20 protein-coding genes are annotated in these 19621 nt (G+C 69.8%); 14 read left to right on the top strand and 6 right to left on the bottom strand.

Annotation, left to right across the window (positions count from 1 at the left end):
- Positions 1-27: 27 nt before the first annotated feature.
- The 4 genes from AB7M35_RS03930 to AB7M35_RS03915 all read right to left on the bottom strand — a co-directional run bounded on the left by AB7M35_RS03930 (position 28) and on the right by AB7M35_RS03915 (position 3422).
- Positions 28-804 (bottom strand): ABC transporter substrate-binding protein, encoded by a 777-nt coding sequence (locus tag AB7M35_RS03930; RefSeq protein WP_453957441.1) that lies wholly within the window; start codon positions 802-804, stop codon positions 28-30.
- A gap of 196 nt (positions 805-1000) precedes the next feature.
- A complete protein-coding gene (locus AB7M35_RS03925; RefSeq protein ID WP_453957440.1) occupies positions 1001-1780 on the bottom strand; it encodes a transporter substrate-binding domain-containing protein in 780 nt (259 codons plus the stop codon).
- 135 nt (positions 1781-1915) lie between these two features.
- Complete coding sequence (locus AB7M35_RS03920; protein ID WP_453957439.1) at positions 1916-2827, bottom strand: c-type cytochrome; 912 nt, start codon at positions 2825-2827, stop codon at positions 1916-1918.
- A 130-nt stretch (positions 2828-2957) separates the two neighbouring features.
- The gene (locus AB7M35_RS03915) at positions 2958-3422 is read right to left on the bottom strand and encodes a c-type cytochrome (RefSeq protein ID WP_453957438.1); all 465 of its coding nucleotides are present in this window, start codon (positions 3420-3422) and stop codon (positions 2958-2960) included.
- Positions 3423-3671: 249 nt separating this feature from the next.
- Between AB7M35_RS03915 and AB7M35_RS03910 the strand changes: the two genes are divergently transcribed.
- Entirely contained in the window at positions 3672-5168 is a 1497-nt protein-coding gene (locus tag AB7M35_RS03910; protein WP_453957436.1) for a CoA-acylating methylmalonate-semialdehyde dehydrogenase, read from the top strand.
- Between the two features lie 112 nt (positions 5169-5280).
- Here AB7M35_RS03910 and AB7M35_RS03905 read toward each other — a convergent pair whose 3' ends face one another.
- Positions 5281-6216: a serine hydrolase domain-containing protein gene (locus AB7M35_RS03905; RefSeq protein WP_453957435.1), complete on the bottom strand. Its 936-nt coding sequence runs from the start codon at positions 6214-6216 to the stop codon at positions 5281-5283.
- Positions 6217-6350: 134 nt separating this feature from the next.
- Here AB7M35_RS03905 and AB7M35_RS03900 point away from each other — a divergent pair, with 134 nt between their 5' ends.
- The 6 genes from AB7M35_RS03900 to AB7M35_RS03875 all read left to right on the top strand — a co-directional run bounded on the left by AB7M35_RS03900 (position 6351) and on the right by AB7M35_RS03875 (position 11531).
- The gene (locus AB7M35_RS03900; protein WP_453957434.1) at positions 6351-6965 is read left to right on the top strand and encodes an ATP-dependent Clp protease proteolytic subunit; all 615 of its coding nucleotides are present in this window, start codon (positions 6351-6353) and stop codon (positions 6963-6965) included.
- Positions 6966-6972: 7 nt separating this feature from the next.
- Entirely contained in the window at positions 6973-7317 is a 345-nt protein-coding gene (locus AB7M35_RS03895) for a hypothetical protein (protein ID WP_453957433.1), read from the top strand.
- Between the two features lie 183 nt (positions 7318-7500).
- Entirely contained in the window at positions 7501-8325 is an 825-nt protein-coding gene (locus AB7M35_RS03890) for an aldo/keto reductase (protein ID WP_453957432.1), read from the top strand.
- Between the two features lie 122 nt (positions 8326-8447).
- Positions 8448-9248 (top strand): YdcF family protein, encoded by an 801-nt coding sequence (locus AB7M35_RS03885; protein ID WP_453957430.1) that lies wholly within the window; start codon positions 8448-8450, stop codon positions 9246-9248.
- Positions 9249-9369: 121 nt separating this feature from the next.
- Complete coding sequence (locus AB7M35_RS03880) at positions 9370-10038, top strand: glutathione S-transferase family protein (protein ID WP_453957428.1); 669 nt, start codon at positions 9370-9372, stop codon at positions 10036-10038.
- 188 nt (positions 10039-10226) lie between these two features.
- On the top strand, positions 10227-11531 hold the full coding sequence (locus tag AB7M35_RS03875) for a UDP-glucose dehydrogenase family protein (RefSeq protein WP_453957426.1): 1305 nt from the start codon (positions 10227-10229) through the stop codon (positions 11529-11531).
- Between the two features lie 23 nt (positions 11532-11554).
- On the opposite strand, the gene AB7M35_RS03870 is transcribed toward AB7M35_RS03875, so the two are convergent.
- Positions 11555-12166 (bottom strand): helix-turn-helix domain-containing protein, encoded by a 612-nt coding sequence (locus AB7M35_RS03870; RefSeq protein WP_453957424.1) that lies wholly within the window; start codon positions 12164-12166, stop codon positions 11555-11557.
- 100 nt (positions 12167-12266) lie between these two features.
- Between AB7M35_RS03870 and AB7M35_RS03865 the strand changes: the two genes are divergently transcribed.
- The 7 genes from AB7M35_RS03865 (at position 12267) to AB7M35_RS03835 (ending at position 19612) form a co-directional block, all read left to right on the top strand.
- A complete protein-coding gene (locus AB7M35_RS03865) occupies positions 12267-13421 on the top strand; it encodes an NAD(P)/FAD-dependent oxidoreductase (RefSeq protein WP_453957423.1) in 1155 nt (384 codons plus the stop codon).
- On the top strand, positions 13418-14707 hold the full coding sequence (locus tag AB7M35_RS03860; protein ID WP_453957421.1) for a TRAP transporter large permease: 1290 nt from the start codon (positions 13418-13420) through the stop codon (positions 14705-14707). The genes AB7M35_RS03865 and AB7M35_RS03860 overlap by 4 nt, the downstream gene beginning before the upstream one ends.
- Positions 14708-14799: 92 nt before the next feature.
- Positions 14800-15777 carry a TRAP transporter substrate-binding protein gene (locus AB7M35_RS03855; RefSeq protein WP_453957419.1) on the top strand — a complete coding sequence of 326 codons (978 nt, stop codon included), beginning with the start codon at positions 14800-14802 and terminating at the stop codon, positions 15775-15777.
- 13 nt (positions 15778-15790) lie between these two features.
- Positions 15791-16333, top strand: a complete 543-nt coding sequence (locus AB7M35_RS03850) for a TRAP transporter small permease (protein WP_453957417.1) — start codon at positions 15791-15793, stop codon at positions 16331-16333.
- A complete protein-coding gene (locus AB7M35_RS03845; RefSeq protein WP_453957415.1) occupies positions 16330-17784 on the top strand; it encodes a M81 family metallopeptidase in 1455 nt (484 codons plus the stop codon). Before AB7M35_RS03850 ends, AB7M35_RS03845 begins: the two co-directional genes overlap by 4 nt.
- Positions 17781-18635, top strand: coding sequence for an alpha/beta fold hydrolase (locus AB7M35_RS03840; protein WP_453957413.1), 855 nt, complete (start codon positions 17781-17783; stop codon positions 18633-18635). Before AB7M35_RS03845 ends, AB7M35_RS03840 begins: the two co-directional genes overlap by 4 nt.
- Positions 18632-19612 (top strand): ornithine cyclodeaminase family protein, encoded by a 981-nt coding sequence (locus AB7M35_RS03835; RefSeq protein ID WP_453957411.1) that lies wholly within the window; start codon positions 18632-18634, stop codon positions 19610-19612. The genes AB7M35_RS03840 and AB7M35_RS03835 overlap by 4 nt, the downstream gene beginning before the upstream one ends.
- The last annotated feature ends 9 nt before the right edge of the window (positions 19613-19621 follow it).

The following is a 19621-nucleotide window of genomic DNA, read 5'->3' as shown; positions in this document are numbered from 1 at the left end:
GGTCCGGAAGGCGGAGCCGGCGAGGGCTCAGTCGCCGTAGACGTCGAACTCGAAGTACTTGTCGTTGATCGTCTTGTAGGTGCCGTTCTCGCGGATCGCGACGATCGCCTTGTTGAACATCTCCACCAGGTCCTTGTCCTCCTTGCGGATGGCGATGCCGATGCCCTCGCCGAAGATCGCGGGGTCGACCGGCAGGGTCGAGACGATCTTGCAGCAGGTGCCGTCGCTCTTCACCCACTCGCCGATGACCACGACGTCGTCGACCGCGCCGTCGAGACGGCCGTTCTGGAGGTCGAGCTTGTACTCCTCGGCGGTCGGGTAGAGCTTCAGGTTGGCGTCCGGATACTTCTCCTCGACGTAGTTGGCGAAGGTGGTCGAGGCCTGGGCGCCGATGGTCTTGCCCTTCAGGCTGGCGGCGGTGCCCTCGGTCAGCTTGGAGTCCTTCGGGACCACCAGGGCGGGGGGCGTGTTGTAGTACTTGTTGGTGAAGGCGACCTCCTGCTTGCGCTCGTCGGTGATCGACATGGAGGCGATGATGGCGTCGTACTTGTTGGCCTTCAGCGCGGTGATCATGCCTTCCCAGTCCTGGGTGACGAAGGTGCACTTGACCTTCATCTCGTCACAGAGCGCGTTGGCGATGTCGATGTCGAAGCCTTCGAGCTTGCCATCGGAGGTCAGCGTGTTGAACGGCGGGTAGGCGCCCTCCGTGCCGATGCGGACTTCTTTCCAGTCCTTGGCGAGGGCGGGGCCGGCGACCAGGGCGGTCGCGATGGCGGCGGAGACGAGGAGACGGCGGAAAGGCATGGATCACTCCACGGGCTCTGGAAGGGGGGACGGGCCGCGCGTTCGTCGCATGGTCCCGGATTGAAGCCCCGCCGGCCGCCCGGCGAGGCGCTCGGGCGGGGCGGTCGATCCGAAAGTTTCCTTTAAATAATCGATGGTTGCAACGGGACCGTCGCGGCGCGCCGCCGAGCGGGCCGTCCACCCGGTCGGACGGGTGCTAGTCGCCGTAGATGTCGAAGGGAAAATAGGCGTCGTTGATGCGCCGGTAGGTGCCGTCGGCACGGATGGCGGCGATCGCGGCGTTGAACGCGTCCGTCAGTTCGGGGCTCGTCTTTCGCACGGCGATGCCGATGCCCTCGCCGTTGATGGCGGTGTCGACGGGCAGCGACGCCAGCACCCTGCAGCACTTGCCGGCATCGCTGTCGGTCCAGCCCCTCAGGAGGATCAGGTCGTCGATGGCCGCGTCCAGGCGGCCGTTCTGAAGCTCCTCCTGATAGGAGAGCGGGATCGGATAGAGCTTCAGCCGGGCGGAGGGGAACTTCGCCTCGGCGTAGTTGGCGTGGGTCGTGCCCGACTGGGCGCCGATGGAGCGGCCGGCGAGCCCGGCGTCGGTCGCCGCCTCGATGGGGCTGTCGCGCGGCACCACGATGGCCGGCCGCGTGGCGTAGTACCGGTCGGTGAATGCGACTTTCCGCTTGCGCTCCTCGGTGATCGCCATGGAAGCGACGATGGCGTCGTAGCGTCGGGCGATGAGGCCGGGAATCATCCCCTCCCAGTCCTGCACGACGAACACGCACTCCCTCTCCATGCGGTCGCAGAGCGCCCTGGCGATGTCGACGTCGAAGCCGACCAGATCGCCGTCGGCGGTGCGGGCGTTGAAAGGGGGATAGGCACCCTCGGTGGCGATCCGCAGCGGCGGCCGGTCGCTCGCGCAGACGCCGGTGACCACGGCGGCGAGACCGACGGCAGCAATGGCCAGTGCGCGGAGTCGAACCATGGGTGTCCCCCTGCGCCTCGACGGGATCGCAGGCGCCGTGCGCACCATGCGCAGCCTTGCGCGGCAATGCACGGGCGTTCGCTTCCTTGTCGCCCAGTGCCTTGCGGCTTGCAAGCGACATGCCGCTCTCGGCGATCAGTCCGTCGGCGGCTGGGCGGGCACGGCCTTGAGATAGGCGGCCACCGCCTCGCGGTCGGCGGCGGGCACGTGCGCCCAGTTCTGCTGGACGCCGGCCATCGCGCCGCCCACGGCGTCGTAGTCCGGGGTAAAGCCGGATTCCAGGTAATAGGCGATGTCGGAGGCGCTCCAGCCGCTGATCTCCTTGCCTCCGGGCGTGATGTTCGGGACGGTTCCGGTGCCCTCGAGCGCCGGTGCGCCGGCCAGCCAGCGGCTGGTGTCCATACCGAAGAACACCGTTCGCGGCGTGTGGCACTCGCCGCAGTGGCCCGGCCCGGTGACCAGGTAGGCGCCGCGGTTCTCGGTCTCGGAGAGAGCGGGATCGGGCGTGAAGCCGGGGTCGGTCACGTAAAGGTGCTTCCAGAGCCCGATGCCACGGCGGATCGAGAAGGGGAACGGCAGCGAGGCGGCGGCGACGCGGTTGTCGACGGCCGGCAGCGTGTCCATGAACGCCTTCAGGTCGATCAGGTCCTCCAGCGTGATGTGCTGGTAGGAGGCGTAGGGGAAGGCGGGGTAGAAGTGCTCGCCCTGCGGCGACACGCCGAAGCGCAGCGCGTTGACGAAATCGACTGTCGACCAGTCGCCGATGCCCGTCGCCTTGTCCGGCGAGATGTTGGGGACGGTGAACGCGCCGAGCGGCGAGCCGAGCTCGGCGCCGCCGCCGAGCTTCATGAGATCGTCGCCCTTGGCGCCAGGCGCGGCGTGGCACGACGCGCAGCCGCCCGCCCAGAACAGCGTCTCGCCGTTGGCGGGATCGGGCGTGTGGGCCGGCAGGTCGGCCGAGGCGAGGGTGGTGGGTGCGGTGAGCACCCAGAACGCCGCCGCGCCGACCAGCGCGAGCACGATCAGGACGAGGAGGATGCGCCGCATGGGGGCTCCGTTGCTGGTCCGGCCTGCACCGCTCGACCGGCGCCGGCCCGGACGGAACGCGGTTGCCCGGCCCGTCCGGCGACTGCCGGCCGGTCAGGCCGGGCGCTCACGAGGATGTGCCGTCCGGATGTCAGTCGGTGCGGAACTTCTCGTGGCAGCTGCGGCAGTTGCCCGCGGCCTTGCCGAACGCCGGCTTGAAGGCGTCGAGGCCACCGGCGGCCGCCATCTTGGCAGCCTCGGCATCCGTCGCGAGCGAGGCGGCGTGCGCCTCGAAATCGGCCTTGTCCTCCCAGATCGCCGGAGCGGCCTCGGTCTTGCCGCCGGTCTTGGAATCGTCGGGGAACAGCGTCGGGAACTGGGTGCCGACGTCGACCAGGGTCTGCATGGCTGCTTCCGCGGCGGCGGCATCCCAGGCGGTCTCGCCCTTGACCATCTGGCCGGCGGCCTTGGTGGCGCGGCCGGCGGACTTCATCAGCTCCTGGCGCTTCTCGATGGCCGCCATGCCCGTCGGGGCCTGCTGCGACCAGCTGGCCGTCGTCGACAGGGCGAAGGAGGCACCGAGCGCCACCGCAAGTCCGATCGCCAAAGTTCTCATCTGACACTTCCCTGATGCTGCCTTAGAATGGGTCCAACTCTAGCAGAGGCAACGCGCTGGACACATGACGATGGACGTGGCGCAGGGCGTTGTGGCGGCCCCGGCGATCACGTTTGCGAGAAGCTGCCCTGCAAAGCTGGGCCTTTCTCCGTGCGGCCAGCTGCGCTATGAGGCCTCCAGATTATCGATATTTTCCGATGGGAGCCGGCTGACGCTTCTTTCGTCGGGGCCGGATCAAGGAGAGACAGAATGCGTACGATCGGACACTTCATTGGCGGCAAGACCGTTGCCGGGGCCTCGGGGCGGACCTCGCCGGTCTACAACCCGAACACCGGCGAGGTGCAGGCCGAGGTGTCGCTGGCCACCAAGGCGGAAGTCGCCGCGGCGGTCGCCAACGCGGTCGAGGCGCAGCCGAAGTGGGCCGCGACGAACCCGCAGCGCCGCGCCCGCGTGATGATGAAGTTCGTCGATCTCCTGAACCAGAACATGGAGGAGCTGGCCGAGCTGCTGTCCTCCGAGCACGGCAAGACCGTGCCCGACGCGAAGGGCGACATCATCCGCGGCCTGGAGGTCGCGGAGTTCGCGATCGGCGTGCCGCACCTGATGAAGGGCGAGTTCACCGACGGCGCCGGTCCGGCGATCGACATGTACTCGCTGCGCCAGCCGCTCGGCGTGGTCGCCGGCATCACCCCGTTCAACTTCCCGGCCATGATCCCGATGTGGAAGTTCGCGCCGGCGATCGCCTGCGGCAACGCCTTCATCCTGAAGCCGTCCGAGCGCGATCCGTCCGTGCCGATCCGGCTGGCGGAGCTGATGATGGAGGCGGGGCTTCCGGCCGGCATCCTCAACGTCGTCAACGGCGACAAGGAATCGGTCGACGCGATCCTCACCGATCCGGACATCAAGGCGGTCGGCTTCGTCGGCTCCTCCGACATCGCCCAGTACGTCTACGCGACGGCGGCCGCCCACGGTAAGCGCGCCCAGTGCTTCGGCGGCGCCAAGAACCACATGATCGTCATGCCGGACGCCGACATGGAGCAGGCCGCCAACGCGCTGATCGGCGCCGGCTACGGCTCCGCCGGCGAGCGCTGCATGGCGATCTCCGTCGCCGTGCCGGTGGGCGAGCAGACCGCCGACCGCCTGATGGAGACGCTGGTTCCGAAGGTGAACGCGCTGAAGATCGGGCTCTCCACCGATGCCGAGGCCGACTACGGCCCGCTGGTCACCAAGGCGGCGCTCGACCGCGTGCGCGGCTACGTGGACCTGGGCGTGGAAGAGGGCGCCGAGCTGGTCGTCGACGGCCGCGGCTTCACCATGCAGGGCTACGAGAACGGCTTCTTCATGGGCGGCTGCCTGTTCGACCGAGTGACCCCGGACATGCGCATCTACAAGGAAGAGATCTTCGGCCCGGTGCTCTCCGTCGTGCGCGCCAAGGACTACGAGGAAGGCCTGGCGCTCGCCAGCGACCACGAATACGGCAACGGCGTCGCGATCTTCACCCGCGACGGCGACGCGGCCCGCGACTTCACGGCGCGCGTCAACGTCGGCATGGTCGGCGTGAACGTGCCGATCCCGGTGCCGCTGGCCTACCACACGTTTGGCGGCTGGAAGCGCTCGGGCTTCGGCGACCTGAACCAGCACGGACCGGACTCGATTCGCTTCTACACGAAGACGAAGACGGTCACCTCGCGCTGGCCCTCGGGCATCAAGGACTCCGCCGAGTTCGTCATCCCGACGATGGGCTGATCCCTCCGCGCCGGTCCCTGGAACGGGTTTCGGGGACCGATCGGGAGATTCGAGGCGCGTGCCGGATGCGGCGCGCGCCTTTTTCACGCGACGATCGTTAGCCGGCTCAGGTTCAGGCGTCGGCGAGCAGGAGCCGGACGGCCAGATGCTCCGGCCGTCCCTCGTCGGCGTCGTCGGAAAAGACGGCCGCGGTGCGCAGGCCGTCCGGCGCGTGCCAGCCATAGACCGCGCCGACGCTGCCCGGACCGCCGGCCGAATGCCCGAACACCGGCAGCGGGTCCGTGCGGTCATGGCCCGCCATGGTTCCGATCATCAGGCCGAGCCCGTAGCCGGTGGTGAGCCAGGGGCGCCCGGCGAGCGCGCCGCCGAGCGGCCGCGCCGCCAGCATGGCGGTGCGCGAGACCTTCGACAGGAGATCGGTCGCGAACAGGCGGTGGAGGGCGAGGGCGGCCTCCTCGACGGGCCCGATCACCAGCCCGTGGTAAACCCAGCCCGGATGATAGGAGCGGCCGCCGGGAAACCCGGTCGCGGCCATGTCGGCGCGCGAGGTGGCGACCCGCGCGGTGGGCAGCCCGAGCGGATCGAGGATCAGATCGCGCAGCGCCCGGTCGAAGGGCGCGCCGGCGGCTTCCTCCACAAGCTGGCGCAGCATCAGGTAGCCGATGTTGGAGTAGGCCCACCCCTCGCCGGGCGGATGGAGGAGGGCGTCGGCGTCGGCGCGCTCCAGAAGGGTCTCCACCGGCCACGGGTCGTCGTCGCGGGCGACGGCCCGGTGGTAGGCGTCGAGCCCGCCGTAGTCGCGCACGCCGGCGGTGTTCTGCAGCAGCTGCCGCGCGGTGAACGGCCTGGCCGGAAGCGGCGCGTCGAGCGACAGCGCGCCGCGCTCGGCGAGGCGCATCGCGGCGGCGGCGAGCAGCGTCTTGGTGAAGCTCCACCACGGCACGGGGGCGCCGGGCGCGATCGCCTCGACGTTTCCGGCCGGCCCGACGCGCGCGGCGACCGTCCGGCGGCCGTCATCGGCGGTAAAATCCGGGTCGTTCAGCTCCAAGGCACACTCCGCATTGACGCGAGGGGTTTGCGTGACGACATCGGGGGCACTACAAAACGACAGCACGACACGACAACGGTTTCGCGCCTGCCCAGGTGCGCCTCACCGACTTTCCCACACCGGATTGGACCAACATGCCTCAGGCCTACGTGACAGAGCCCCGCCTCGACGACGACGAGGACGAGGAGAAGATCAAGGCGCAGCAGTCGATCCCGGTCGACAAGCACCTGTTCGACGCCCGCACCGTGATGGTGATCGGCCAGGTGTCGATGGACATGGCCCGCGACGTGACCCAGCGCCTGCTGGCGCTCGCCCACGTGTCGAACGAGCCGATCAACCTGATCGTCTCCTCGCCGGGCGGCCACGTCGAATCGGGCGACATGATCCACGACACGATCCGCTTCATCGCGCCGAAGGTGAACATCCTCGGCATGGGCTGGGTCGCCTCCGCCGGCGCGCTGATCTACGTGTCGGTGCCGAAGGAGCGCCGCTACTGCACGCCGAACACTCGCTTCCTGCTGCATCAACCGTCCGGCGGTGCCGGCGGCGCGGCGACGGACATCGAGATCCAGGCGCGCGAGATGATCAAGATGCGCGATCGTCTCAACAAGATGTTCTCCGAGGCGACCGGCCAGCCGATCGAGCGGATCGCCAAGGACACCGACCGCGACTACTGGATGGGTCCGGACGAGGCGATCGCCTACGGCCTCGTCGGCAAGGTCGTGCAGACGGCCTCCGAGATCGGGTGAGGGCGCGATGCGTCTCGCCTCGATGGTCGCGGCCTGCGTGATCGGCGCCCTGCCGATCATTGTCGGCGAGGCGCAGGCCCAGGCGCCGAGCCCCTACGACATGACCTACTCAGCGCGGACGGAGGCAAAGCTCCGCTCCGCGATCGAGGCGAACGCCGCGACCGTCGCCACCATCCCCAAGGGGGCGGACGGCATCGTCCTGCGCTGGTGCCGCCCGGAAATGCCGTTCGGCAAGTGGCAGTTCGGGTCGCCCGCCGTCTGGCGCGCGCTCCTCGACGAGCGCGCCTGCGAGATCGGCTGGAACGGCAAGGTCGGCTTCGTCGACGGCACGACGCTCAACCCCGAGCGCTGACTCCGGTGGGCGCCTTCCGCGGCGCCGGCCACGAAACCTGTTGGGTTGCAACGCGTTGAGGGGGTGTCCTGAGACGCTTGCCGGGCCGATCCCGCCGCGCGTCACCGCGCGCCGGCGGGGCGTCCCGGTCCCGCGGCCGGGCGAGCGCCCCGGCATCTCCCACACGGTCGAACGAGGTTCTTCATGCACACCGTCCACGCCGCAGGAGCAGACATCCCGGCCCTCGGGTTCGGCACGTGGCGCCTCAGGGACGCCGAGTGCGAGCGCATGGTGGCGGCCGCCATCGGTGCCGGCTTCCGCCACATCGACACCGCCGAGATGTACGACAACGAGGAGGCGGTCGGCCGCGGGCTCAAGGCCGCGCGCGTCCCGCGCGACGAGCTGTTCGTGACCACCAAGGTGTGGCCGTCGCACCTGCGCGACGGCGCGCTCCAGCATGCCGCCGAGGAAAGCCTGAAGCGGCTGGGGCTCGAGTACGTCGACCTCTATCTGATCCACTGGCCGAGCGACGAGGTGCCCATGCAGGAGGCCATCGGCGCGCTCAACGAGGTGCGTACGCGCGGTCTCGCCCGGTCGATCGGGGTCGCCAACTTCACCGTCAGGCTGATCGAGGAGGCGGTCGCCGCCAGCGAGGCGCCGCTCGCCACCAACCAGGTCGAGTATCACGCCCACCTGGACCAGACGCCGGTGCTGGAGGCCTGCCGCCGCCACGACATGTCGGTGACGGCCTACAGCCCGCTCGGGCGCGGCACGATCCTCAAGGAGAAGGTGCTTATCGAGATCGCCGAGGCGCACGGCCGCACGCCCGCCCAGGTGCTGCTGCGCTGGCTGATCCAGCAGGACGGCGTCATCGCGATCCCGAAGACCGCCAGCCCGGAGCGGCTGGAGGAGAATCTCGGCGCCGACGGGTTCAGCCTGACCGACGACGAGATGGCGAAGATCTTCGCGCTGAAGCGCCCGGACGGCCGCATCGTGCGGATGGCGGGCGAGCCGGAGTGGGACACCTGAGCGCGCGAGGCGGCTCCGCGGCGGCCAGGCTTCTCTCCGCATTCGGCCCCAGGGCGTTGGCGCGCAAGGCGTTTTTCCGTTCAGGGCCGGCGCGGCCCGCGACGATCGGGGCCTAGGCGTCCATGCCGGACCTTCTCTCCGAAATCGTCTTCTTCGTGCTGCGGCCGTCGAACCTCCTGGTGCTGATCCTGTTCCTCGGGCTCGGCTGCCTGGTGGCGAACTGGCGGCGGATGGGGCTGGCGCTGGTGGCGCTTGGCACGGTCGGCTTCGTGATCGCCGGCTTCGCGCCGATGTCGACGCTGCTGCTGCATCCGCTCGAGCAGCGCTATGCCAAGGGCACGCCGCCGGCCGACGGTCCGACCGGAATCCTGGTGTTCGGCGGTGCGATCGACTCAGGCATCGCCCGCACCCGGCAGATCCCGGAGGTGAACGAGGGCGCCGACCGGCTGATCGCGGTCGCCGAGCTGGCGCGGCGCTATCCGGACGCGCTGGTGGCGATCTCCAACGGGCCGCCGGGCAGGGATGGCAGGACCGGCAACGCCGAGTTCGCGGCCCGGCTGTTCGAAAGCTTCGGCGTGGCGCGCGACCGGATCCGCATCGAGGACCGGGCCGGCTCGACCTGGCAGAACGCCGTGTTCCTCAAGACGCTCCTCGACCCGCAGCCGGGCCAGAGCTGGATCGTCGTCACCTCCGCCTGGCACATGCCGCGCACCATGGGCGTCATGGAGAAGGCCGGCTGGACCGGGATGGTGCCGTGGCCGGTCGACTACCGGACGCCCGGCGGCGACGACCCCTACGCCTGGACCCAGTCGATGGCGTTCGGGCTGTTCAAGACCAACCTCGCGGTGCGCGAATGGCTGTCGCTGATCGCCTACCGGCTGACCGGCAAGACGCCGGCGCTGGTGCCGGGACCCGCGCCCTAGAACCGTCCGGACGGCGCGACTCATCAGGCAGACGCGTCCGACGCATCATAAAGCTGCATTGGACGGCGCGGCCTTTGCGCGGGACACTGTCGGCCTGAGATGACGGTGGGGAGAGATGCGGATGAGCGTCGTACTGGTGATCGGCAACAAGGCCTACTCGAGCTGGTCGCTCCGGCCATGGCTTCTGATGAGCGAGCTGGGGATCGACTTCGACGAGATCCTGATTCCCCTCGACCAGCCCGACACCAAGGCGCGGATCACCCGCCACTCGCCGTCGGGGCGCGTGCCGTGCCTGCTGATCGACGACCTGTCCGTCTGGGAATCGCTGGCGATCATGGAGACGCTCGCCGAGCGCTTCCCCGACCGCGCCGTCTGGCCCGCCGACCCGGACGCGCGCGCGGTCGCCCGGGCGGTGTCGTGCGAGATGCACGCCGGCTTCTCGGCGCTGCGCTCGGCGTGCCCGATGAACCTGCGCAAGCGCTTCGCCTTCCGCGACTGGGGCGGGGCGGAGGGGCAGAAGGACGTCGCCCGCATCCAGGAGCTCTGGGCCGACTGCCGCGCCCGATTCGGGGCAGGCGGGCCGTTCCTGTTCGGGGCGTTCTCCGCCGCCGACGCCATGTACGCACCGGTGGTGGCCCGCCTCGACCGCTACGGCTGGGAGGTGACGCCGGAGACGCGCGCCTACATGGACGCGGTGCTGGCGCTGCCGTCGTTCCAGCGCTGGGCCGACCAGGGCGTCGACGAGCCGTGGATCCTCGAGCACGACGAGGTCGACGCGCCGGCGCTCTGATCCGGAGGCTTCCCGGCAGGGCGCGGCGCCGCTCGTGCGCTTTCGCCCGCCGGCGCGCGCCTTCGCGATGAGGCGGGCGACTTCGCGGCTTGCATGGATGCGGTCGGAGGGGCAAGAAAGCGGCCAACCAACGTCGCATCCCCTGCGATGCTCCTGCGACATCGGCTCAGCCGCGGAACGGGTCTCCCATGCGCATCACCATGATTGGCGCCGGCTATGTCGGCCTCGTCTCCGGCGCCTGCTTCGCCGACTTCGGCCACATCGTCACCTGCGTCGACACCGATCCCGAGAAGGTCGCCCGGCTCAAGCGCGGCGAGATCCCGATCTTCGAGCCGGCGCTGGAAGAGCACGTCGCGCGCAACCAGTCCGAGGAGCGGTTGTTCTTCACCACCGAGGTGGCCGAGAGCGTCGCCGCTGCCGACGTGGTCTTCATCGCGGTGGGCACGCCGTCGCGGCGCGGTGACGGGCGCGCCGACCTGACCTACGTCTACGCGGCCGCCGAAGAGGTCGCCCGCCACGTCGACGGCTACACCGTGGTGGTCACCAAATCGACGGTCCCCGTCGGCACCGGAGACGCGGTGGAGCGGATCATGCGCGAGGCGCGGCCGGACATCGACGTGTCGGTGGTCTCCAACCCCGAGTTCCTGCGCGAGGGTGCGGCGATCGAAGACTTCAAGCGTCCCGACCGCATCGTCATCGGCGTCGAGGACGATCGGGCGCGGGAGGTGATGGCGGAGGTCTACCGGCCGCTGTTCGTCAACCAGGCACCGGTGATCTATACGGGCCGGCGCACCGCCGAGCTGATCAAGTACGCTTCGAACGCGTTCCTGGCGACCAAGATCACCTTCATCAACGAGATGGCGGACCTGTGCGAGCGGACCGGCGCGAACGTCCAAGAGGTGGCGCGCGGCATCGGCCTCGACAACCGCATCGGCACCAAGTTCCTGCACGCCGGGCCCGGCTTCGGCGGGTCGTGCTTCCCGAAGGACACCCGGGCGCTGGTGGAGACGGCGCGCGAATACGACGTGCCCTGCCGCATCGTGGAAAGCGTCGTGCAGGTGAACGAGGAGCGCAAGACGCAGATGGCGCGCAAGATCGTCAAGGCCTGCGGCGGCTCCGTCGCCGGCAAGACGGTTGCGCTGCTGGGCCTCACCTTCAAGCCGAACACCGACGACATGCGCGAGAGCCCGGCGATCGCCATCGCCGACGCGCTGCGCGAGGCCGGCGCCACCGTGCGCGGACACGATCCGGAAGGCATGGAGCAGGCGAAGGCCGTGCTGCCGGACCTCCAGTATGCCGACACCGCCTACCAGTGCGTGGAGGGGGCCGACGCGATCGTGCTGGTCACCGAGTGGGATGCCTACCGCGCCCTCGACCTGCCGCGGCTGAAGGAGCTCGTCCGGGTGCCGGTGTTCGTCGACCTGCGCAACGTCTACCGGCGCGCCGAGGTGGAACGCCACGGCTTCACCTACGTGGACGTCGGCCGCGGCTGACCTCTTCGGCTGAGGCGGTAGCGCTACTCGGGCCAGGCGCCGAGCTTGGTGCAGACGACCAGGATGCGGGCGGGCTCGCTGCCGGCCGAGGCGTAGAGATGGCCGCGACGGCTGTCGAAGTAGATGCTGTCGCCGGCCGCCAGAACCTCCGGCGGGCGGTCCTCGAAATAGACGGTCAGGCTGCCGTCGAGGACCAGCAGGAACTCCTCGCCGGCGTGGCTGACGAAGCGCTCGAAGTTCATCTTCTCGTAGGGCTGCAGCGTGCCGAGCATCGGCACCATCGCCTTGTTCCACACGTCCGCAAACAGCATCTCGTAGACGTAGTTTTCGGTGACGTGGACGGCGAACTCGCCGCGTCGCGACACGGCGACCTGGCCGGGCTGGAAGCGCGTGCCGTGCTCGCTGAAGAGCTCGGCGAGGTCGACGCCGAGGCCGTCGGCGAGCTGGGTGAAGCGGTCGTAGGTGAGCGCCATGCGGCCGCGCTCGACCTTGGAGACCGTGGACACCGCGAGGCCGGCCTTCGCCGCCACCTCGGCCAGCGTCAGGCCCTGTTCGTGGCGGATGGCGCGCAGGCGCTCTCCCATCCGGATCCGCCGGTCGTCGGCCTGCGCCTTGCTGTCGATCGTCGCGCTCATGCCGGGAATCTACGGTCCGGGAGCGCCAGCGTCCACCAAAGATTTTCCGATCGGAAAATACCCGTTTTCCAATCGGAAAACCTTTGCTAGGCTCGCCCCCATGATCGACCAGGCCTCCTCCCATCCGCGTTTCGACATCGCCGTCATCGGCGCCGGTATCGCCGGCGCCTCGGTCGCGGCGGAGCTTGCCGCCGCCGGCCGGCACGTGCTGCTGATCGAACGGGAATCCCAGCCGGGCTACCACACCACCGGGCGCTCGGCGGCGCTGTTCAGCGAGACCTACGGGCCCCCGGCCATCCGGGCGCTGTCGCGCGCCTCGGCGTCCTTCTTCGACAACCCGCCGGTTGGCTTCTGCGCCAATCCGATGCTGTCCGAGCGCGGCGTGCTGATGGTGGCGCGACCCGACCAGATGGGCACGCTCGAGTCCCATTTCGCCGCCATCGGCGCGAAAAGCGGCGTCCGCCTGGTCGGGCCGTCGGAGGCGCGGGACATGGCGCCGCTGCTGCGCGAGGACTACGTGGCCGGCGGCATGGTCGAGCCCGGCGCGCGGGACATCGACGTGCACGGCCTGCACCACGGCTACCTGAAGGCCTTCCGCGCCGCCGGCGGCGAGATGCTCACCAACGCGACGGTGCGCGGGCTCGCCCGCGACGGCGCCGGCTGGGCGATCGACCTCGGCCAGCGGACGCTCAACGCCGACATCGTGGTCAATGCCGCGGGCGCCTGGGCCGACGAGATCGCCGCCCTGGCGGGGGCCGCACCCATCCATCTCGTCCCGAAGCGGCGCACCGCGGTGATCGTCGCCGCGCCCTCGGGGCTCGACCCGTCGTCCTGGCCGATGGTCGTCGACATCGACGAGGGCTTCTACATGAAGCCCGACGCCGGACGGCTGCTGATCTCGCCCGCCGACGAGACGCCGTCGCCGCCGTGCGACGCGCAGCCCGACGAGTACGACGTCGCCGTGTGCGTCGACCGGATCGAGACCGCGTTCGACGTGTCCATCCGCGCGATCGAGAACAAGTGGGCGGGCCTGCGCTCGTTCGTCGCCGACAAGACGCCGGTCGCCTGCTACGACCCGGCGGTCGCCGGCTTCTTCTGGCTGGCCGGGCAGGGCGGCTACGGCATCCAGTCGGCGCCGGCGCTGGCGCGGACCGCCGCAGCCCTTGTTCTGGGGCGCGCGCTGCCGCCCGACATCGCCGACGAAGGGATCGTCGAGGCGGATCTCGCCGCCGGCCGGCTGGACATCGCGGCATGATCGCGCTCGTTCCGGTCGCGGCGGTCATCCTCCTCGCGTCCGGGCTCGCGCTCGCCTACGTCATCGGCGGCTCCGCCGTCCTCGCCTTCCTCGCCACCGACAACGCCCGCTACCTGGCGATCCTGCCGCAGCAGATCTTTTCCAAGATCGACGTTTTCGCGCTGATGGCGATGCCGCTGTTCATCCTGGCCGGCGAGGTGATGAACCGCGGCGGCGTCACCCGCGCGCTCATCGACCTGTCGATGTCGCTGGTGGGGCGCCTGCGCGGCGGCCTCGGCCACGTCAACATCATGACCAGCGTGTTCTTCGCCGGCATTTCCGGATCGGCGGTGGCCGACGCGGCGGCGCTCTCCAACACGCTGGTGCCGGCGATGCGCCAGCGCGGCTACTCCGCCGCCTATGCCAGCGCGATCACCGCCGCCTCGTCGATCATCGGGCCGATCGTGCCGCCGTCGATCATCCTGATCTTCTACGGCGCGCTGATGCAGACGTCGGTGACGGCGCTGTTCCTGGCCGGCATCGTGCCCGGCCTGCTGCTCGCCTGCGCGCTGTTCGTCGTCAACGCCATCTATGCGTGGAAGGACGACCATCCCCGGCTGTCGCGCGCCGAGGCGCCCCCGCTGCTGCCGACGCTGCTGCGCTCGGCGCCGGCGCTGATCCTGCCGGTGATCATCGTCGGCGGCATCGTGCTCGGCTGGATGACGCCCACCGAGGCGGCGGCGGTGGCCGTCGTGGTGGCGCTGATCGCCGCCAACTTCTACGACGGGCTCACCTTGAGCGGCCTGATGGAGGGGCTGCGCCGCACGGTGACGCTCTCCGGCTCGATCTTCATGATCATCACGGCGATCTCGGCGCTCGGCCACCTGGGCGCGCTGGAGCGGCTGCCCGAGGCGATCTCCTCGACGGTCACCGGGCTGGGTCTCGGGCCGGTCGAGTACATGATCCTGCTGAACGTGCTGTTCCTGCTGGCCGGCATGGTGCTGGACGTGCCGGTGGCGCTGGCGCTGCTGGTGCCGCTGCTCGCCCCGGTGGCGCTCGCCCAGGGCGCCGATCCGGTCCACCTGGGCATCGTCCTGTGCTTCAATCTGTGCATCGGACTGGTGTCGCCGCCGTTCGGAGGCTGCCTGCTGGTCGTCTCCGCGGTGACGAAGACCGACTACTGGCAGCTCGCGCGGGCGGTCATCCCGTTCGTGCTGGTCGAAATCGTCGTGCTCGCGATCCTGGTCGCCTTTCCGGAGATCAGCCTGTTCGTGCCGCGCGCATTCGGAGTTCTCGGCGGCGGGTAGGGATTGGGAGATCCGCCCGCTGGAGCGCTTTCCATCCGACCGGAAAGGGCTGCAGGCCGCCAGGCGCACTTCAACAAGAGGGGAACTGGAACATGCATCTGTCCCGTATCGCGCTCGCGGCCGCGTTCGCCGCGACCCTGACGGTCTCCGGACCGGCATTCGCCCAGATCAAGGTGGCGCTCGACAGCCCGCCCGACCTGGAAGGCTCCGGCAGCTACGTCTGGGCCCACGCCTTCACCGAATACCTCAACGCCCACGGCGTCGCGGCGGCCGAATTCCAGCGCGGTGCGCTGGGCGGCGACGACGAACTCCTCGATCAGGTGTCCCAGGGGCTGCTGGAGGTGTCGATGTCGCCGCTGGCGATCACCGCCTCCATGGACGACCTCATCTACGGGCTGCGCCTGCCGTACTTCTTCAACGGCATCGAGGAGGTCGACAAGGCGCTCTACGACGGCGGGATGCTGGCGAAGATCAACGAGAAGCTCGCCTCCAACGGCGTGCGCGTGCTCGGCGTCGACGCGGTCGGGCAGGGTGTCGGGATCTTCAACACCAAGCATCCGGTCGCGACCATGGCCGACATGTCGGATCTCCGCATGCGCGCCCTCGACGAGAGCCAGATCGAGCTGTTCAAGGCGTGGGGCTCGACGGGCACCATCGTCAGCTGGGCGGAGGTTCCGAACGCCCTGCAGACCGGCGTCGCCGACGGCTACCTGAACCCGCCGATCGTGCCGCTGCTGTTCGGCCACACGGACTTCATCAAGTACTTCACCGACGCCGACATCTCGCCGTCGCTGCGCGTGGCGATCGCCTCGGAGGACTGGTACTCGGGGCTTTCCGACGAGGACCGCAAGACCGTCGACGCCGCCGTGGAGGCGGCCAACAAGGCCAACCGCGACTGGCTCGCCAACCAGGGCGGCGTCTACGACCGGCTGAAGGCGGCCGGCGTGGAGATCACCGAGCTGACGCCCGAGGCGCGCGCCGAGTTCGAGAAGGCCTCGCAGACGACCTACGAGGGCGGTCTCGTCACCGCCGAGCAGGTCGAGATGTGGACCAAGGCGAAGGGCCAGTAGTCCGGTGCGGGCGGTGACGGGTCTCGTCCGTTTCTCGGACGTCCTCAACAGGGTGGCCCTGGCCGCCGCCATCATCGCGCTGGTGGTGATGGCGGGGTCGGCCTTCTATCAGGTCATCGCCCGCTACATCTTCGACGCCCCGCCCATCTGGACGGAGGAGCTGGCACGGCGGGCGATGGTGTGGGCCGGCATGCTCGGCGCCTCCGTCGCCTTCCACGAACGCTCCGACCCGACGCTGTTTCCCGGCGTCGCGCGCAGGACCGGCGGCATCGGCCGGGTGCTCGCGCTGGTGCGCGCCGCCGGCGTGACCATCTTCGCGATCCCCATCCTCTACTACTCGCTGTTCGGCCCGAACTGGACGCTGGCCCGGGGCTTCCTCGGCCGCAGCCTCGGGCGCGAGGCGGAAATGCTGTCGATCCCGATGATCTGGTTCACCGCCGCCGTGCCGGTGGCGTTCGTGATCATCATGGTCCACGTCACCGCCACGCTGGCGCTGCACCTCTCCACCGGCGCGCCGCCGCCGGAACATCACCATCCGGAAGACGAACCCGCATGAAGCTGTTCATCGCCAGTCTCCACACGGAGACCAACTCGTTCTCGCCGCTGCCGACCGGGGCCATCAGCTTCGAGGAAGGCGGCATCGCCCACGGCACCGCCTCGCGGCTGCCGCTGCAGTACTGGTCGGGGCCGGCGCGCATCTGGCGCGAGGCGGCCGAGGCGAAGGGCTGGGAGGTGGCGGAAAGCCTGTCGGCAAACGCCCAGCCCGGCGGGCCGACGGTGCGCTCGGTCTACGAGGCGTTTCGGGCGGAGATCATCGAGGACCTGAAGGCGGCGATGCCCGTCGACGTGGTGCTGCTGTCGCTGCACGGCGGGATGATCGCCGACGGGTACGACGACGCCGAGGGCGACCTGATCGCCCACTGCCGGGCGGTGGTCGGGCCCGATGCGGTGATCGGCGGGCTGCTCGATCCGCACAGCCACCTGACCGAGGAGATGCTCCAGAACGCCACCGCGCTGGTCGCCTACAAGGAATATCCGCACGTCGACATCCCCGATCGGGCGCGCGACCTGTTCAGGATCGCCGCCGATGCGGCGGAAGGCCGGACGCGGCCGGTGATGCGGGACTTCGACTGCCGCATGATCCACGCCATGCACACGCCGTTCGAGCCGATGCGCGGCTTCGTGGACCGGCTGATCGCGCGCGAGAAGGAGCCGGGCATCCTGTCGCTCTCGCTGATCCACGGCTTCCCGTGGGGCGACCATCCGCGCGTCGGCGCGCGCATGCTGGTCACCACCGACGGCGATTCGGAGCGCGCCGCGGCGCTAGCGGAGGAGATCGGCGGCGAGCTGTTCGCGCTTCGCCACCAGATCGCGCGACCCTATCCCGACATCGACGGGGCGCTCGACCGCGCGGTCGCCGCGCCGGAGGGGCCGATCGTGCTGGCCGACGTGTCGGACAACGCCGGCGGCGGCGCGCCCTCCGACGCGACCTTCCTGCTGAAGGCCATCCTGGAGCGCGGGCTGAGCGACGTGGTGACCGGGATCTACTGGGATCCGATCGTCGTGCGCATCTGCCGGGAGGCGGGCGAGGGCGCGCGCCTCAAGGTGCGCCTCGGCGGCAAGTGCGGGCCGATGTCCGGCGATCCGCTGGATCTCGAGGTGACCGTGAAGAAGCTCGCGAGCGGTCTCACCCAGCGCTTCGGTGAACTCGCCTCCGGGCTCGGCGAGATGGTGTGGCTGCAGGCGGACGGCGTCGACATCGTCGTCAACGACAACCGCTGCCAGACCTTCCACCCGGAGGCCTACACCGGCCTCGGGATCGACCTTGCCTCGAAGAAGATCGTCTGCGTGAAGTCGTCCCAGCACTTCTACGCCGGCTTCGCGCCGATCGCGCGCGAGGTCATCTATGTCGCGACGCCCGGCTCCATCACGCCGGACTACGCCAACATCCCGTTCACGAAGCGCGCGCCGACCTACTGGCCGAAGGTGGAGAACCCGTTCGCATGACGAATGCGCTGATCGAAAGCCGCGACGCGTTCGCGCAAGAGCACCCGGAAGAGCGCGTGACGCTGAACGGGCGCGAGTGGGGCGTCATCGAGGTCGGCTCGGCGGGGCCGGTGCTGCTGCTGGTGCCGGGTACGCTCGGGCGCGGCGACATCTTCTGGCAGCAGATACGGGCGCTGGAGGACCGGGTGCGGATCATCGCCGTCACCTATCCGGCGCAAGGCGGCGTGGCGGAATGGGCCGACGACCTAGCGCTGCTGTTCGATCAGCGCGGCATCGAGCGCGCAACGGTGCTGGGATCCTCGCTCGGCGGCTTCCTGGTCCAGTATTTCGCGGCGACCCATCCCGACAAGGTGGTCCGGCTGCTGCCGGCCAACACGCTCGTCTCCACCGAGTCGGCGCGCTCGCGGCCGCCCTACACCGCGGACCTCGACACCGCCCCTATCGACGAGCTGCGCGCCGGCTTCGCCATGGGCCTCGGCGCGTGGCGCGAGGCGCATCCCGACCAGGCCGAGCTGGTGGAGCTGCTCCTGGCGGAAGTCGGCGGGCGCATTCCCGAGATAGAGCTGCGCGCCCGGCTGAACGGCCTGAAGAAGGCGCCGCCGCTGCCGCACATCGATCTGCCGAAGGGGAGCATCGCCACCATCGAGGGCGACGACGACCCGCTGATCACCAAGGAGATGCGGGAGGAGGCGCGGTCGGTGCTGCAGCCCGGAACGTCCTACCACTTCAGCTGGGGCGGGCATTTCCCCTACGTCGTGCGGCCTGACGACTACGTCTCGCTGCTGGAGACCGAGCTCGGGCTGCCGGTCACGGGAGAGGGCTGGGGCGACGCGGTGGTGCGCGTGAAATGATCGTTCTCTCCGAAAAGGACATCAAGGCGCTGCTGCCGATGGAGCGGGCGATCGAGGTGATCACCGACACGATGATGGCGGTGTCGCGGGGCGCGGCGACGCTGCCGCTCCGCCAGATCATGCCCGTCGGCGGCAACAACATGCTGGGCCTGATGCCGGGCGCGATGAGCGACCCCGCCTGCTTCGGCGTGAAGCTCGTCTGCCTGTTCCCGGAGAATCCGGAGTTCGGCTATTCGTCCCACCAGGGCGCGATGGTGCTGTTCGAGACCCGGCACGGGGCGGCGGTCGCGATGATGAACGCCGGGCGGCTGACGGCGGTCCGGACCGCCGCGGCGAGCGCGGTCGCCACAAGGGTGCTCGCGAACGAGGATGCCGCGACGCTGGCGATCGTCGGCACCGGCGAGCAGGCTGAGTTCCACCTGGAGGCGATGCTGGCGGTCCGCCAGATCCGCCGGGTGCGGATCGTTGGTCGCCGCTCGGAGCGGGCCGAGGCGTTCGCGGCGCTCGCCAGGGGGCGGTATCCCGGCGTGGCGTTCGACTGGGGCACCGACGTGAAGGCCGCCGTCGCTGGGGCGGACATCGTCTGCACGGTGACCGCCGCCGCCGAGCCGATCCTGTTCGGCGACTGGATCGCGCCGGGCACGCACCTCAACGTGGTCGGCGCCTCGGTGCCGTCGAAGACCGAAATCGACCAGGACCTCGTCGTGCGCTCGGCGCTGTTCGCCGACTACCGGCCGTCGATCTTCGCACAGGCGGGCGAACTGGTGGGCGCCATCGAGGCCGGCCGGGTGGGCAAGGAGCACGTTCTGGCGGAAATCGGCGAAGTGCTCTCCGGCGCGCATCCCGGCCGCACCGATGCGGACCAGATCACGCTCTACCGGTCCCTCGGCATCGCCGCCCAGGACCTCGCGTGCGCGCAGTTTTGCTACGAGACGGCGAAAGCGCGCGGCCTCGGCGTCGACGCGCCGCTCGACTGAGGAGCGGCG

This window comes from Amorphus suaedae (genome assembly GCF_053629675.1).
Note: the sequence above shows the minus strand (reverse complement) of the source record. Positions and strands in the feature narration are given on the sequence as shown.

Excerpts from the sequence above, each read along its gene's own strand:
- AB7M35_RS03930 (WP_453957441.1), bottom strand. The coding sequence starts at position 804 with ATGCCTTTCCGCCGTCTCCTCGTCTCCGCCGCCATCGCGACCGCCCTG.
- AB7M35_RS03925 (WP_453957440.1), bottom strand. The coding sequence starts at position 1,780 with ATGGTTCGACTCCGCGCACTGGCCATTGCTGCCGTCGGTCTCGCCGCC.
- AB7M35_RS03920 (WP_453957439.1), bottom strand. The coding sequence starts at position 2,827 with ATGCGGCGCATCCTCCTCGTCCTGATCGTGCTCGCGCTGGTCGGCGCG.
- AB7M35_RS03915 (WP_453957438.1), bottom strand. The coding sequence starts at position 3,422 with ATGAGAACTTTGGCGATCGGACTTGCGGTGGCGCTCGGTGCCTCCTTC.
- AB7M35_RS03910 (WP_453957436.1), top strand. The coding sequence starts at position 3,672 with ATGCGTACGATCGGACACTTCATTGGCGGCAAGACCGTTGCCGGGGCC.
- AB7M35_RS03900 (WP_453957434.1), top strand. The coding sequence starts at position 6,351 with ATGCCTCAGGCCTACGTGACAGAGCCCCGCCTCGACGACGACGAGGAC.
- AB7M35_RS03895 (WP_453957433.1), top strand. The coding sequence starts at position 6,973 with ATGCGTCTCGCCTCGATGGTCGCGGCCTGCGTGATCGGCGCCCTGCCG.
- AB7M35_RS03890 (WP_453957432.1), top strand. The coding sequence starts at position 7,501 with ATGCACACCGTCCACGCCGCAGGAGCAGACATCCCGGCCCTCGGGTTC.
- AB7M35_RS03885 (WP_453957430.1), top strand. The coding sequence starts at position 8,448 with ATGCCGGACCTTCTCTCCGAAATCGTCTTCTTCGTGCTGCGGCCGTCG.
- AB7M35_RS03880 (WP_453957428.1), top strand. The coding sequence starts at position 9,370 with ATGAGCGTCGTACTGGTGATCGGCAACAAGGCCTACTCGAGCTGGTCG.
- AB7M35_RS03875 (WP_453957426.1), top strand. The coding sequence starts at position 10,227 with ATGCGCATCACCATGATTGGCGCCGGCTATGTCGGCCTCGTCTCCGGC.
- AB7M35_RS03870 (WP_453957424.1), bottom strand. The coding sequence starts at position 12,166 with ATGAGCGCGACGATCGACAGCAAGGCGCAGGCCGACGACCGGCGGATC.
- AB7M35_RS03865 (WP_453957423.1), top strand. The coding sequence starts at position 12,267 with ATGATCGACCAGGCCTCCTCCCATCCGCGTTTCGACATCGCCGTCATC.
- AB7M35_RS03860 (WP_453957421.1), top strand. The coding sequence starts at position 13,418 with ATGATCGCGCTCGTTCCGGTCGCGGCGGTCATCCTCCTCGCGTCCGGG.
- AB7M35_RS03855 (WP_453957419.1), top strand. The coding sequence starts at position 14,800 with ATGCATCTGTCCCGTATCGCGCTCGCGGCCGCGTTCGCCGCGACCCTG.
- AB7M35_RS03845 (WP_453957415.1), top strand. The coding sequence starts at position 16,330 with ATGAAGCTGTTCATCGCCAGTCTCCACACGGAGACCAACTCGTTCTCG.
- AB7M35_RS03840 (WP_453957413.1), top strand. The coding sequence starts at position 17,781 with ATGACGAATGCGCTGATCGAAAGCCGCGACGCGTTCGCGCAAGAGCAC.
- AB7M35_RS03835 (WP_453957411.1), top strand. The coding sequence starts at position 18,632 with ATGATCGTTCTCTCCGAAAAGGACATCAAGGCGCTGCTGCCGATGGAG.